This is a genomic window from Streptomyces sp. NPDC001604, from assembly GCF_042893475.1.
Taxonomy (GTDB): domain Bacteria; phylum Actinomycetota; class Actinomycetes; order Streptomycetales; family Streptomycetaceae; genus Streptomyces.
In genome coordinates this window covers 164151-177521 of the sequence record NZ_JBIAUY010000004.1, presented here as the reverse complement: position 1 = coordinate 177521, position 13371 = coordinate 164151, and the positions used below count along the sequence as shown (strand labels likewise).

Below are 13371 nucleotides of genomic sequence, written 5' to 3'. Positions count from 1 at the left end.
GGCCTTCTTCATGCCCCCGCGTCTCATGCCGCCGCCGGAAGATCCGGCCGCAGCGGCCACGAAGTGTTCACGATCTCCTCCGTGCCGCTCTTCGCGAACCACGCCTGAAGGCCGCGCGCCTGGGCCGCGTGCCACGTGGTCTGCAGGGCGTGCAGCTCGGCGGGGGACAGGCGCTCCAGCCGGGCGGCGAAACGACGCCCGAGGGCCCGTACGACGTCCAGAGCGGCCAGGGCGTCCGCCGCCGCGTCGTGCGCACCCTCCAGCGTGACGCCGTAGTGCGCGCACAGGTCGGTCAGGGTGCGGCGGCCCTTGCGGTAGCGGTCCAGGTGTTTGTCGAGGACCCGCGGGTCGAGCACCCGCAGCGTCGACGTCTCGAACCAGCGGTCCAGCGAGGAGGCGCGATGGCGGCGCAACTCGCGGTCCAGCAGCGTCAGATCGAACGGCGCGTTCATCACCACGAGCGGACGGGCCATCGCCGCCTGCTCCGCCAGCTCCTCGGCTATCTCGTACATCACCGGCGCCGGCCAGCGGCCGTTGCGCTGCAGGTGTTCGTCCGTCAGCCCGTGCACCGCCGTCGCCGCCTCCGGCACCGGCACACCCGGGTTGACCAGCCAACGGGTCATCCGGGGCCGGCTGCCCGGGGCGTCCTGGACGACGACGGCGGCCGACACGATGCGGTCGGTCTCGACGTCGACACCCGTGGTCTCCGTGTCGAAGGCGGCCAGGGGCCCCTCGTACCAGGTCGTCATGCCTACACAACTCCTCGTTCACCCACGGCAGCTGACGTCCCGTCTTCTGCCTGTTTGGTGATACCCGGGCTGTTTGCGCCGTACGCCGGAAGGACACAACAGGAGTACGGGTCTTTGCAGTTCAGAGGCCCTCAGCGGGGAATCACTTGGCGTGGAAGGCTGTTGGTCATGGCGATAGCGCAGCCCGAGCGGGGCGGGCTGCTGCCCGAACGTGCGGGCCCCCTTCGCGGCACACTCGCCACCACCGCCTGCATGGAGACACTGCAGGTGGGTTATCTGCACGCCGTCGCCGCGGCGGCCGGCTGCTCGCTGTCGCAGCCGTTTCCGGACAACGGCATCGACTGGCACGTCAGTCACGGCTCGCCCGGCCACACCGTCGACGACGAGGTGACCATCAAGGTGCAGCTGAAGTGCACGTACCAGGTGGCGCCGAACCCGCCGGGGCGTTTCTTCTCCTTCACGCTCGACAACGACCATCTGCGCAAGCTCGCGCGCACCCCCGTCTCGGTGCACAAGATCCTGGTCGTGATGCTCGTCCCGAGATCCCAGGACGACTGGCTGCGCGCCAGCCACGACCGTCTCGACCTGCGGCACTGCTGCTACTGGGTCAACCTGGCCGGCCAGCCGGTCACCGGGCGGACCCGGACCACCGTGCGGATACCGACCTCACGCATCTTCGACGACCGGGCGCTGTGCGAGATCATGACGCGGGTCGGGGCCGGAGGCAGACCATGACGCACCGCCCGCTGGAGGAGCCGCTGCGGCCCGTCAGGCCGCACCCGGTCGAGGCCTCCTGGCACCGTCCCCCCGAGCCCGACGAGGTCGACCCCGCCGTGCTCAGCGCCCTGCTGCACCGGCACGGCTGGGAGCGGCGCGGCGGAGCCGCCGGACGCTACGGCCGCTGGACCCCGCCCGGCCCCGGCGGCGGCGGGACCAGCCTGCTCGTCCCCGAGAGCCGCGCCTTCCCCGACAGCGACGACCTGCTCGGCGAGGCGCTCGTCGCGCTGACCCGCAGCGGCACGCCCTCCGCCCGCGAGGTGCTGGTCGGGCTCGCCGTGCCCAGCGACGAGATCCGCTGGTGGCGGGATGCGCCGAGCGGTCCCGCCGGCTCCGCGCCCTGGGTGGTCGAGGAGCAGCTGCGCGCCTGCGCCCGTCAGATGCTGCTCGCCGGAGCGCTCGCCACGCGCGCGCGTGCGGGCTATTACGGCGCCCGGCACCGCCGTGCCGCTGCCGCACTCCTGGAGAGCGTCCTGGTCGGCTCCGCGACCGGCGGCGGCCGGCTGACCGCCTTCGTCCCCGTCGGCACCGGACGGCAGCTCCCCGTACGCCTCCACCAGGCCCTGTACGCCGCCCGCGAGGCCATCGACTACCAGCGGGCCACCGGCGGCATGGACGCCTTCGACGGCGCCGTCGAGGCGGGCGTGAGCCGTGAACTCACCGAGGCGCTGATCGCCCTCGTGCGCGGCACCGAGGGCGCCAGGATCGCCGTCGAGTGGGCACCGGCCGCCGGGGTTCCCGAGGACTGCGTGGCGGGTCTCGAGCCGGTGGAGTTCTCACCGGGCGACCTGCCCGTGCTGCGGGAGGCCGGCGCCCGCTATCTGCGCGAGGAGCCGTCCGTGCCCGTGCGGATCACCGGCACGGTGGTGCGGATGCGCAGGTCGGGACCGCGTGGGGAAGGCAGCGTACGGCTGCGGGTGATCGCGGGAGCCGAGGTGCCGCACGTCCGGATCACACTGGACGAGGAGGACTACCGCATCGCCGGGCACGCCCACCTCGTGGGGCTGCCCGTGCGGCTGCACGGGCGGCTGGAGAGCCGGGGCGGCTTCCGGCGGCTGACCGGGGCGGGCGGGGTCGCACCGGTGCAGGTGGAGGAGGCGGAGCGGGACCGGCTCATGAAGTCGATGCAGGAGCACGCCGAAAAGGGGGACTTCTTCGAAGAGGCCTGCAGCGGGGAGGACGACGACTGAGCGCGGGCGTGCCTGCACGAAGGGCAACCGTTTCGCGGTCGGCGGGTCGGGGTCGGTACGATCCCCTATTGCGCGCGCTCCTGGTATGGCGCCGCAACCACCTTCAGTCAGGAGAGACCGGTGTCAGACGTCCGTGTGATCATCCAACGCGATTCCGAGCGGGAAGAGCGCGTGGTGACGACGGGCACTACGGCCGCCGAGCTCTTCGCCGGCGAGCGCTCGATCGTCGCCGCGCGCGTGGGCGGCGAGCTCAAGGACCTCGCCTACGCGCCGGCCGAGGGCGAGGTCGTGGAGCCGGTGGAGATCTCCTCCGAGGACGGCCTGAACATCCTGCGCCACTCCACCGCGCATGTGATGGCACAGGCCGTGCAGGAGCTGTTCCCCGAGGCCAAGCTGGGCATCGGCCCGCCGGTCAAGGACGGCTTCTACTACGACTTCGACGTCGAGAAGCCGTTCACGCCCGAGGATCTCAAGGCCATCGAGAAGAAGATGCAGGAGATCCAGAAGCGCGGGCAGAGGTTCGCCCGTCGTGTGGTGACCGACGAGGCGGCCCGCGAGGAGCTGGCGGACGAGCCGTACAAGCTGGAGCTGATCGGCCTCAAGGGCTCGGCGTCGAGCGACGACGGCGCGGACGTCGAGGTCGGCGCCGGTGAGCTGACGATCTACGACAACCTGGACGCCAAGACCGGCGAGCTGTGCTGGAAGGACCTCTGCCGCGGTCCCCACCTGCCCTCCACCCGCAACATCCCTGCGTTCAAGCTGATGCGCAACGCGGCCGCCTACTGGCGCGGCAGCGAGAAGAACCCGATGCTCCAGCGCATCTACGGCACCGCCTGGCCCTCCAAGGACGAGCTCAAGGGCTACCTCGACTTCCTCGCCGAGGCCGAGAAGCGCGACCACCGCAAGCTCGGCAGCGAACTCGACCTGTTCTCCATCCCGGAGCAGATCGGCTCCGGCCTCGCCGTCTTCCACCCCAAGGGCGGCATCGTCCGCCGCGTGATGGAGGACTACTCGCGCCGCCGGCACGAGGAGGAGGGCTACGAGTTCGTCTACACCCCGCACGCGACGAAGGGGAAGCTCTTCGAGACGTCCGGGCACCTGGACTGGTACGCCGAGGGCATGTACCCGCCCATGCAGCTCGACGAGGGCGTGGACTACTACCTCAAGCCCATGAACTGCCCGATGCACAACCTGATCTTCGACGCGCGCGGCCGCTCCTACCGCGAACTGCCGCTGCGCCTCTTCGAGTTCGGGACCGTGTACCGGTACGAGAAGTCGGGTGTCGTGCACGGCCTGACCCGCGCCCGCGGCTTCACCCAGGACGACGCGCACATCTACTGCACCCGTGAGCAGATGTCGGAGGAGCTCGACAAGACGCTCACCTTCGTCCTCGGCCTGCTGCGCGACTACGGTCTGACCGACTTCTACCTGGAGCTCTCCACCAAGGACCCGGAGAAGTTCGTCGGCTCGGACGAGGTCTGGGAGGAGGCGACCGAGACGCTGCGCCAGGTCGCCGAGAAGCAGGGCCTGCCCCTGGTCCCCGACCCGGGCGGCGCCGCCTTCTACGGCCCGAAGATCTCCGTCCAGACCAAGGACGCGATCGGCCGCACCTGGCAGATGTCGACGATCCAGCTCGACTTCAACCTGCCGGAGCGCTTCGACCTGGAGTACACGGGCCCGGACGGCTCCAAGCAGCGCCCGGTCATGATCCACCGCGCGCTGTTCGGTTCGATCGAGCGGTTCTTCGCGGTGCTCCTGGAGCACTACGCGGGCGCCTTCCCGGCCTGGCTGGCCCCGGTCCAGGCGGTCGGCATCCCGATCGGTGACGGGCACGTGGAGTACCTGGAGAAGTTCGCCGCGGCCGCGAAGAAGCAGGGCCTGCGGGTCGAGGTCGACTCCTCCTCCGACCGCATGCAGAAGAAGATCCGCAACGCCCAGAAGCAGAAGGTGCCCTTCATGGTCATCGCGGGCGACGAGGACATGTCGGCCGGTTCCGTCTCCTTCCGCTACCGCGACGGCTCGCAGGAGAACGGCATCCCGTTCGACGAGGCCATCGCGAAGATCGCCAAGGTCGTGGAGGACCGGACGCAGGTCTGACCGTCCGGTCCGGCCGGCCTGGTCCGCCGGTGTCCGAGGGCCCCCGGGAGGTTCAGCCTCCCAGGGGCCCTTCGTCGTCCTCGCGGGCGAAGACCTGCAGCAGCCAGGAGGCGAAGGTGCCGGTCACCGCGCCGAGCAGGGCCAGCCCGACGGCCATCATCCCGACCGCGATCAGCCGTCCCAGCGGTGTCACCGGGGTGATGTCGCCGTAGCCGACGGTGGTGAGGGTCTCGCAGGTCCACCAGACGGCGTCCCCGAACGTCCGCATCGAGGCGCCCTTCACCCCACGTTCCTGCTGGTAGACGGCGAGAGCCCCGGCGAAGCCGAGCAGGACCGTCGCCAGCCCGGAGTACGCGATCACGCGCGCGTGCAGCGCGAGCCGGGGCTTGCCGTGCCGCCGCTGTACGGCTTCGTAGACCTTGACGATCCGAAGGGGCCTCAGCAGCGGCAGGATCACCACCGCCGTGTCCAGCAGGTGCTTCCGTACGAACCTGTGCCCCTGCCCGCTCAGCCGCCACAGCACCGCGTAGTTGAAGGCGAACAACGCCCAGCAGATCAGCAGCACCGCGAGCGCCAGCTCCTGCACGGGGTCCGTCAGACCGGGTGCCAGGACGCGGATCGCATACGAGGCGAGGAAGGCCAGCGATGCGACGGCGAGCGGAAGCTCGGTCCGCTGCTCCCAGCGGGCTGCGCGAGTGTCATCGTCCACCGGCCCAGCTTGGCCCGGCGCGCTTTTCGCACAACCCCGCCGACACGCCGCGAACGGGCGACGCCATATGCTGCATGGCATGACGAGTGAGCCGGAGCAGCAGTTGGGGGTAGGGGTCCAGGACGCGTTCCAGCGCCTGTGGACGCCGCACCGGATGGCCTACATCCAGGGTGAGAACAAGCCGACCGGCCCCGGTGCCGACGACGGCTGCCCCTTCTGCTCCATCCCGGCCAAGTCCGACGAGGACGGGCTGGTCGTCCGGCGCGGTGAGCAGGTCTACGCCGTGCTCAACCTGTACCCGTACAACGGGGGTCACCTCATGGTCGTCCCCTACCGCCATGTCGCCGACTACACGGATCTCACGGTCCCCGAGACCATCGAGCTCGCCGCGCTCACCAAGCAGGCCATGACGGCCCTGCGGACCGCCTCCGGTGCCCACGGCTTCAACATCGGCATGAACCAGGGTTCGGTCGCAGGCGCCGGTATCGCGGCCCACCTCCACCAGCACATCGTCCCGCGCTGGGGTGGCGACACGAACTTCATGCCGGTCGTCGGCCACACGAGGGTGCTGCCGCAGCTGCTGGCGGACACCAGGAAGATGCTGGCGGAGGCCTGGCCTTCGGCGTAAGCCCTCCGCGTCGTACACCTCCTACGCTTCGTACACGTCCGCCTTCTTGGGCGTGGGGTCCTGGACCTGTGTGCTCAGGAACGCCGACCTCGTGCCGAACTTCTCCGTGTCCACGCCGTTCTCCTCGAGGACCCGTATCGCCGCCGCGTGCACCACCCGCAGCACCGGCGTGGCGGCGCGCAGGGCATCGTCGGCCATGAAGCGGTGGCGCCAGGGCTGATCGGCCCAGGCGTGGCGGAGGCCGAAGGGCTCGGGCAGGACTATCGTGCCGCCCAGCCAGTTCAGCAGGGGCGGGTACCAGGAGATCGGGGCGCGCACGGCCAGTCGTACGACCTCGTCGGTGGTGACCAGCGGGAGGGACACCTTCCGGGTCTCCCACGGCTTGAACGACTTCTGGACCTCCTTCGTCGGTGCCTCGGGCTTGCTGGTGAACAGTGAGTTCACGGGACCGAGCGCATGCCCGGTGACCTCGATGCGCAGCGTCTCGTGCAGCACGGTCACCGTGATCATCATGGTGATGACCAGCTGCCCGTCCCACAGGGTCCACTGCACGCCCAGATAGTGCCGGTCGCCCGCGCCGAACTGCTGCTTGTTGCAGATGTCCTGTATCGCGTGCGACTTGACCTGGTACGCGTCCACGTCCGTGCCCTCGGGCCTGGACACCTCCTTGGCGCCCTCGCCGATCGGGGTGACGATCCAGTGCCGTACGGAAGGGGTCGGGAAGCCGCCGGTGTTCAGCGTGTTCCGCTCCAGCATGCGCAGCTGGTCGTGGATCGAGCGGATGACGTCCCAGCTGCGGAAGGGGTGGATCTCCCGGGTCGGGTCGGCCGGCACCAGGTCCTCCGCGAGCTGCCAGCTGCCCCAGCGGGTGCCCATCCCGAGGATGCCCTTCGGACCGGCGTAGAACACCGAGTTGGACTGCTGCTCGGCGCTGAGCTTGGCCAGCGACTGGCGCAGCGCGTCCGCCTTCGTCTCGCCCGGGCTGGTCGGCACCGCCTCGGGCACCTTGGCCCCGATGCTGCTGCCCGCCAGCAGGCTGTCCCAGCGCTCGCGCAGGTCCTTCGCCGTCCGCTCGCAGATCTGCCGGGCCCAGAACCAGCCGATGACCGGCATGATCACCGAGGCTCGCGCATACCAGGCCCAGAAGCCCGTGAACGGCATGCGGATCAGGAAGATCACGGCGAGGGCGCCCACCGCCACCAGCAGCGTGGTGGCCAGCGCGCCGGCCCGCTTGTCGTCGCGCTTGGCGACGGTGGTGCGGATCGAGAAGACCAGCAGCCAGACGAGCAGGCCGGGCAGGAACAGCAGACCGCACAGCACCATCACGATGCTCAGCAGATTGTCCCGGTCCTTGCGGATGTTGTTCGCCGCCAGGCAGTGCTCGACGACGACCGGGGGCTCGGCGCCGAAGGACTGGATGAGCGGCTTGCGGCCGGCTCCCACCATGCGGTCCACCACCGCCCGGGAGAAGGCCTCACCCAGGTTGGGCCGGAATATCCTGGCCCATTTCAGGCCGGGTTTGATGGTGGTCTGATGCCACTCGTTGTCCGCCTTCTTGATGTCCGCGACCGGGTTGTCCCGGTAGGCCGCGGAGGCCAGCGCGAACGTGGCCGTCTGGCCCTCGTTGCCCGTGCGGGGCACCTGGGGACCGAAGATGTCCCCGTAGCCGCTCTCAACGGTCATTCCCGCCCCCGATCGCCGCCGACGTCGCTTCTGCGGCTTTCCCGACTTCTTTGCTCCGCACACCTGTTGATCAGGTCGTCACGGAGTTGGTCCGACAACTTGATCAGGTCATCAGCGTATCCGCAGGCACTGACATTCGTAGGCGGACGGCCGAAGCCGCCCGCCTACGGAGGGGAGCGTTCCACAAAAGCGACTTGGAAGCGCCCGGCGCCAACTACGAGGCGTCGCGCGCCTCTTCACGGATCCTCTCTGCGATCTGCGGAGGCATCGGCTCGTGCCGTGCGTAGGAGCGGTTGAAGCGCGCGGTGCCGTGCGAGAGGGAGCGCAGGTCCACGGCGTACCGGCCGATCTCGATCTCGGGCACCTCGGCCCGTATGAGTGTGCGGTTCCCGGTGGTCTGTTCCGTGCCGAGCACCCGGCCGCGCCGTCCGGACAGGTCACTCATCACGGCGCCCACGTACTCGTCGCCGACCAGGACGGTCACCTCGGCCACCGGCTCCAGCAGATGGATCTTCACGTCGGCCGCCGCCTCCCGCAGCGCCAGCGCACCGGCCGTCTGGAAGGCCGCGTCCGAGGAGTCCACGGAGTGCGCCTTGCCGTCCACCAGCGTCACCCGCACGTCGATGAGCGGATAGCCCGCGGCAACTCCCTTGGCGGCCTGGGCCCTTATGCCCTTCTCGACCGACGGGATGAACTGCCGGGGCACCGCGCCGCCGACGACCTTGTCCACGAACTCGATGCCCGAGCCGCCGGGCAGCGGTTCCACCTCGATCTCGCAGATCGCGTACTGCCCGTGCCCGCCGGACTGCTTCACATGGCGGCCGCGGCCCGCCGACCTGCCCGCGAACGTCTCCCGCAGCGAGACCTTGTGCGGGACCACGTCGACCTGGACGCCGTAGCGGCTGCGCAGCCGTTCCAGGGCCACGTCCGCGTGCGCCTCTCCCAGACACCACAGCACCACCTGGTGGGTGTCCTGGTTCTGCTCGAGCCGCATGGTCGGGTCCTCGGCGACCAGCCGGGAAAGACCCTGCGAGAGCTTGTCCTCGTCCGCCTTGCTGTGCGCCTGGATGGCGAGCGGCAGGAGCGGGTCGGGCATCTGCCACGGCTCCATGAGCAGCGGGTCGTCCTTGGCCGAGAGGGTGTCACCGGTCTCCGCCCGGTTCAGCTTCGCCACGCACACCAGATCGCCCGCGATGGCGTGCGTCACGGTGCGCTGCTGCTTGCCGAAGGGGGTGGACAGCGCGCCGATCCGCTCGTCGACGTCGTGGTCCTCGTGCCCGCGGTCCGCGAGCCCGTGCCCGGACACATGCACCGTCTCGTCGGGGCGCAGCGTGCCGGAGAAGACGCGGACCAGGGAGACCCGGCCGACGTAGGGGTCGGAAGTGGTCCGTATGACCTCGGCGACCAGCGGGCCGTCCGTGTCGCAGGCCTTCACCTCGCGCGGCTTGCCGTCGATCGTGGTGACGCCGGGTGTGGGGTGCTCGAACGGCGTCGGGAAGCCGCCCGTGATCAACTCCAGCAGCTCGACGGTGCCGAGGCCCTGCTTGGCGCCCTCGGCCGCGGGGGCGGCGGCCAGGACCGGGAAGAAGACCCCGCGTGCGACGGCCCGCTCCAGGTCCTCGACGAGCGTCTTGAAGTCGATCTGCTCGCCGCCCAGATAGCGGTCCATGAGGGTCTCGTCCTCGCTCTCCGAGATGATCCCCTCGATGAGCCGGTTGCGGGCCTCCTCGATGCGCGGCAGCTGGTCCTCGCCCGGCTCCGACTCCTTGCGCTCGCCGGACGAGTAGTCGAAGACCTTCTGCGACAGCAGCCCGGTCAGCCCCGTCACGGGCGCGTGCCCGTCCGGGCCCTGCGGGCCGTGCAGCGGCAGGTAGAGCGGGAGCACGGCGTCGGGGTCGTCACCTCCGAAGGCCTCCGCGCAGGTCCGTGTCATCTCCTCGAAGTCCGACCGGGCGGCCTCCAGGTGGGTGATCACGATCGCCCGTGGCATGCCGACGGCCGCGCACTCCTCCCACACCATGCGGGTCGAGCCGTCCACGCCGTCGGAGGCCGAGACGACGAAAAGGGCCGCGTCCGCCGCTCGCAGACCGGCCCGCAGCTCCCCGACGAAGTCGGCGTATCCGGGGGTGTCGAGAAGATTGACCTTGATGCCGTCCCATTCGACCGGCACCAGGGAGAGCTGTACCGAGCGCTGCTGACGGTGCTCGATCTCGTCGTAGTCGGAGACGGTGCCGCCGTCCTCCACGCGGCCCGCCCGGTTCACTGCTCCCGCGGTGAGTGCGAGAGCTTCCACCAGTGTCGTCTTGCCCGATCCGCTGTGGCCGACCAGCACCACATTCCGTACGGACGCGGGGTGGTCGGCCGCTGTAGCCCTGCCGGCGGCTCCGGGGTGTGCGCTTGCCTTGTCGCCCATGGCCTTGCCTCCCGTGCACGGTGAGGTCACTGTGGGCGCGGGCATGCCGGGCCGCGTGCGGTGGCGGCTCCGATGACGCCCGCGGTCCTTCGAGCTTTCCACTCCCGTCACGGTGCGTCCATACGAAGGACGTGATCGCGCCGCCCGCCCCGGCTCGGGCCGTCCGCCCGATCTCCCCGCAGACGTCCGGGTGCCCGGCAGTCGCACACGCGCGCGCGTGGCTACGATGGGCCAGCCGGAGGCCAGCAGGGGCCGCGGCCACACCGACCGTCGGGAAGGCCATGCTGAACAAGTACGCGCGTGCATTCTTCACGCGTGTCCTCACGCCGTTCGCCGCGTTTCTCATCCGCCGGGGCGTCAGCCCCGACACGGTCACGCTCCTCGGCACCGCCGGCGTGATCGCGGGCGCACTGGTCTTCTACCCGCGGGGTGAGTTCTTCTGGGGGACGGTCGTGATCACGCTGTTCGTGTTCTCCGACCTCGTCGACGGCAACATGGCCCGCCAGCTGGGCCGTACCAGCCGCTGGGGCGCCTTCCTGGACTCCACCCTCGACCGGGTGGCCGACGGCGCGATCTTCGGCGGATTCGCCCTCTGGTACGCGGGAAGCGGCAACGACAACGTCCTGTGCGCCGTCTCGATCTTCTGCCTGGCCAGCGGCCAGGTGGTGTCGTACACCAAGGCCCGGGGCGAGTCGATCGGGTTGCCCGTCGCCGTCAACGGACTCGTGGAGCGCGCCGAGCGCCTGGTCATCTCGCTGGTCGCGGCCGGGTTCGCGGGCCTGCACAAGTTCGGGGTGCCGGGCATCCAGTACCTGCTGCCCGTCGCCCTGTGGATCGTCGCCGTCGGCAGCCTGGTCACGCTCATCCAGCGGGTGGTCACCGTCCGTCGCGAGTCGGCGGAGGCGGAGGCCGCGGCGGCCTCCCCGGAGAACGCCTCACAGGGGAGCGAGGCGGCGAAGTGAGCCTCCGCGATCAGCTGACGGACGCGCTGTACGGCCTCGGCTGGGGAACCGTCAAGAAGCTCCCGGAGCCCGTCGCCGTACGGCTCGGCCGCTCCATCGCCGACCTCGCCTGGAAACAGCGCGGCAAGGGCGTGCAGCGCCTGGAGAGCAACTACGCGCGCGTGGTGCCCGATGCGAGCCCCGAGCGCCTCGCCGAGCTCTCGCGCGCGGGCATGCGCTCGTACCTGCGCTACTGGATGGAGTCCTTCCGGCTGCCGGCGTGGAGCGCCGAGCGGATAAAGGCCGGTTTCGACCCCAAGGACGTGCACTACCTGACCGACGGGATCGCCTCCGACCAGGGCGTCATCCTGGCGCTGCCGCACATGGCCAACTGGGACCTCGCCGGCGCCTGGGTCACCACCGAGCTGGAGACGCCGTTCACGACGGTCGCCGAGCGCCTCAAGCCCGAGACCCTCTACGACCGCTTCGTCGCGTACCGCGAGGGCCTCGGCATGGAGGTGCTCCCGCACAGCGGCGGCACCGCCTTCGGCACGCTCGCCCGGCGGCTGCGCGACGGCGGCCTGGTCTGCCTGGTCGCCGAGCGTGACCTGTCGTCCTCGGGCGTCGAGGTCGAGTTCTTCGGCGAGGCCACCCGGATGCCCGCCGGCCCCGCCCTCCTCGCCCAGCAGACCGGCGCACTGCTCCTGCCGGTCACGCTGTGGTACGACGACTCGCCCGTCATGCAGGGGCGTGTGCACCCGCCGGTCGAGGTACCCAAGACAGGTAGCCGGGCCGAAAAGACGTCTGTCATGACACAGGCGCTGGCCGATGCCTTCGCCACCGGGATCGCCGACCATCCGGAGGACTGGCACATGCTCCAGCGCTTGTGGCTCAAGGACCTCGATCCTGCGAAGAAACCCCCGGCTCCCGAGAAGGGCACGTCGTGAGGATCGGCATCGTCTGCCCGTACTCCTGGGACGTACCGGGCGGCGTCCAGTTCCACATCCGCGACCTCGCGGAGTACTTCATCCGCCTGGGCCACGAGGTGTCGGTCCTGGCTCCCGCCGACGACGACACGCCCCTGCCGCCGTATGTCGTCTCGGCCGGGCGGGCGGTCCCGGTGCCGTACAACGGCTCGGTGGCCCGGCTGAACTTCGGCTTCCTGAGCGCCGCCCGGGTCCGACGGTGGCTGCACGACGGCGAGTTCGACGTCGTCCACATCCACGAGCCGACCTCGCCGTCGCTCGGCCTGCTGACCTGCTGGGCGGCCTCCGGTCCGATCGTGGCCACCTTCCACACCTCCAACCCGCGCTCGCGGGCGATGATCGCCGCCTACGCGATCCTGCAGGCGGCCCTGGAGAAGATCAGCGCCCGGATCGCGGTGAGCGAGTACGCCCGCCGCACGCTGGTGGAACACCTCGGCGGCGACGCGGTCGTCATCCCGAACGGCGTCGACGTCGACTTCTTCGCCCGGGCCAAGCCCAAGGCCCAGTGGCAGGGCGACACCATCGGCTTCATCGGCCGCATCGACGAGCCGCGCAAGGGCCTGCCGGTGCTGATGAAGGCGCTGCCCAGGATCCTCGCCGAGCGCCCGCAGACGCGGCTGCTGGTCGCCGGGCGCGGGGACGAGGAGGAGGCGGTCGCGTCGCTGCCCGCGGAACTGCGCCCGCGCGTGGAGTTCCTCGGCATGGTCAGCGACGAGGACAAGGCCCGCTTCCTGCGCAGTGTCGACCTGTACGTGGCGCCGAACACCGGCGGCGAGAGCTTCGGCATCATCCTGGTCGAGGCCATGTCCGCCGGCGCCCCCGTCCTTGCCTCCGACCTGGACGCCTTCGCCCAGGTCCTGGACCAGGGCGCGGCGGGCGAGCTGTTCGCCAACGAGGACTCCGAGGCCCTGGCCGAGGCGGCCCTGCGGCTGCTGGGGGACCCGGAGCGCCGGGCCGAGCTGCGGGAACGGGGAAGCGCCCATGTACGGCGCTTCGACTGGTCCACGGTCGGCGCGGACATCCTGTCGGTGTACGAGACGGTGACCGCGGGAGCGGCCGCGGTCGCGGCGGCGGAGGACGAGCGGGGGCCCGGACTTCGTTCGCGGCTGGGTCTGGCACGCGACTGAGGTTTTCCTTCGAACGCCGGTCAGGAAATCTCAGCCCGTCCGGCGTTCGAGGACGAGGCCCGTTCAGGGCT

11 protein-coding genes are annotated in these 13371 nt (G+C 70.4%); 7 read left to right on the top strand and 4 right to left on the bottom strand.

The window, feature by feature from the left end:
- Nucleotides 1-23: 23 nt before the first annotated feature.
- The gene (locus tag ACFY1E_RS13860; RefSeq protein WP_389075218.1) at nt 24-749 is read right to left on the bottom strand and encodes a 3'-5' exonuclease; all 726 of its coding nucleotides are present in this window, start codon (nt 747-749) and stop codon (nt 24-26) included.
- A 168-nt stretch (nt 750-917) separates the two neighbouring features.
- Here ACFY1E_RS13860 and ACFY1E_RS13855 point away from each other — a divergent pair, with 168 nt between their 5' ends.
- From ACFY1E_RS13855 to thrS, 3 genes are all read left to right on the top strand, one after another.
- Entirely contained in the window at nt 918-1484 is a 567-nt protein-coding gene (locus ACFY1E_RS13855; RefSeq protein ID WP_266953551.1) for a DUF4365 domain-containing protein, read from the top strand.
- Nucleotides 1481-2716, top strand: a complete 1236-nt coding sequence (locus ACFY1E_RS13850; protein WP_389075214.1) for a hypothetical protein — start codon at nt 1481-1483, stop codon at nt 2714-2716. The genes ACFY1E_RS13855 and ACFY1E_RS13850 overlap by 4 nt, the downstream gene beginning before the upstream one ends.
- Before the next feature lie 120 nt (nt 2717-2836).
- On the top strand, nt 2837-4813 hold the full coding sequence (thrS, locus tag ACFY1E_RS13845) for a threonine--tRNA ligase (protein WP_389075212.1): 1977 nt from the start codon (nt 2837-2839) through the stop codon (nt 4811-4813).
- Nucleotides 4814-4865: 52 nt separating this feature from the next.
- Here the strand turns inward: thrS and ACFY1E_RS13840 are convergent, their stop codons facing one another.
- Nucleotides 4866-5522, bottom strand: coding sequence for a potassium channel family protein (locus ACFY1E_RS13840; protein WP_389075209.1), 657 nt, complete (start codon nt 5520-5522; stop codon nt 4866-4868).
- A 67-nt stretch (nt 5523-5589) separates the two neighbouring features.
- Here ACFY1E_RS13840 and ACFY1E_RS13835 point away from each other — a divergent pair, with 67 nt between their 5' ends.
- A complete protein-coding gene (locus ACFY1E_RS13835; protein ID WP_389075207.1) occupies nt 5590-6150 on the top strand; it encodes an HIT family protein in 561 nt (186 codons plus the stop codon).
- A gap of 21 nt (nt 6151-6171) precedes the next feature.
- Here the strand turns inward: ACFY1E_RS13835 and ACFY1E_RS13830 are convergent, their stop codons facing one another.
- Together ACFY1E_RS13830 and ACFY1E_RS13825 are read right to left on the bottom strand one after the other, a co-directional pair.
- Nucleotides 6172-7833, bottom strand: a complete 1662-nt coding sequence (locus tag ACFY1E_RS13830) for a hypothetical protein (protein WP_389075206.1) — start codon at nt 7831-7833, stop codon at nt 6172-6174.
- Nucleotides 7834-8047: 214 nt separating this feature from the next.
- On the bottom strand, nt 8048-10246 hold the full coding sequence (locus ACFY1E_RS13825) for an elongation factor G-like protein EF-G2 (RefSeq protein ID WP_389075204.1): 2199 nt from the start codon (nt 10244-10246) through the stop codon (nt 8048-8050).
- Nucleotides 10247-10527: 281 nt separating this feature from the next.
- Between ACFY1E_RS13825 and pgsA the strand changes: the two genes are divergently transcribed.
- Genes pgsA through ACFY1E_RS13810 form a run of 3 tightly spaced genes read left to right on the top strand, consistent with a single transcriptional unit; the run spans nt 10528 to nt 13300 of the window.
- Nucleotides 10528-11208, top strand: coding sequence for a phosphatidylinositol phosphate synthase (gene pgsA / locus ACFY1E_RS13820; protein WP_389075201.1), 681 nt, complete (start codon nt 10528-10530; stop codon nt 11206-11208).
- A complete protein-coding gene (locus ACFY1E_RS13815) occupies nt 11205-12134 on the top strand; it encodes a phosphatidylinositol mannoside acyltransferase (RefSeq protein WP_389075199.1) in 930 nt (309 codons plus the stop codon). Before pgsA ends, ACFY1E_RS13815 begins: the two co-directional genes overlap by 4 nt.
- Nucleotides 12131-13300 (top strand): glycosyltransferase family 4 protein, encoded by a 1170-nt coding sequence (locus ACFY1E_RS13810; RefSeq protein WP_389075196.1) that lies wholly within the window; start codon nt 12131-12133, stop codon nt 13298-13300. The genes ACFY1E_RS13815 and ACFY1E_RS13810 overlap by 4 nt, the downstream gene beginning before the upstream one ends.
- Nucleotides 13301-13371 lie beyond the last annotated feature (71 nt).

What these genes read in the sequence shown, in the direction of transcription:
- ACFY1E_RS13860 (WP_389075218.1), bottom strand. Translation starts at nt 749, where the DNA reads ATGACGACCTGGTACGAGGGGCCCCTGGCCGCCTTCGACACGGAGACC.
- ACFY1E_RS13855 (WP_266953551.1), top strand. Translation starts at nt 918, where the DNA reads ATGGCGATAGCGCAGCCCGAGCGGGGCGGGCTGCTGCCCGAACGTGCG.
- ACFY1E_RS13850 (WP_389075214.1), top strand. Translation starts at nt 1,481, where the DNA reads ATGACGCACCGCCCGCTGGAGGAGCCGCTGCGGCCCGTCAGGCCGCAC.
- ACFY1E_RS13835 (WP_389075207.1), top strand. Translation starts at nt 5,590, where the DNA reads ATGCTGCATGGCATGACGAGTGAGCCGGAGCAGCAGTTGGGGGTAGGG.
- ACFY1E_RS13830 (WP_389075206.1), bottom strand. Translation starts at nt 7,833, where the DNA reads ATGACCGTTGAGAGCGGCTACGGGGACATCTTCGGTCCCCAGGTGCCC.
- ACFY1E_RS13825 (WP_389075204.1), bottom strand. Translation starts at nt 10,246, where the DNA reads ATGGGCGACAAGGCAAGCGCACACCCCGGAGCCGCCGGCAGGGCTACA.
- pgsA (WP_389075201.1), top strand. Translation starts at nt 10,528, where the DNA reads ATGCTGAACAAGTACGCGCGTGCATTCTTCACGCGTGTCCTCACGCCG.